This is a genomic window from Curvibacter soli (genome assembly GCF_029211125.1).
Lineage (GTDB): Bacteria > Pseudomonadota > Gammaproteobacteria > Burkholderiales > Burkholderiaceae_C > Curvibacter_A > Curvibacter_A soli.
In genome coordinates, this window is record NZ_JARGEN010000040.1 from 1,433 (window position 1) to 1,713 (window position 281).

Here is a 281-nt window from a genome sequence, read left to right on the forward strand (position 1 = left end):
CAGCCCACCCCGCAAGGGGCGCCCAGGGGGAAGGCTTTCCCCCTGCTCGTTGGTCTTGCTGCGCAGCAGCACATGCATTGCCTGACCAGCCGCACGCCAAGCGGGCGCCCCCCCGCGGCCGATCGATTCGCGCGCTTCAGCCCGTGCGCGCGGGCAGGCGCCCAAACAGCTCTGCGCGCGCCTCGTTGAGCTCCTGGGCGGCCTGCACGTCGCTCAGCGCTCGGGCGAGCTGCTGCAGGTCTTCGAGCGTGACACCCGCGCGCAGGAACGTGGCCGCATCG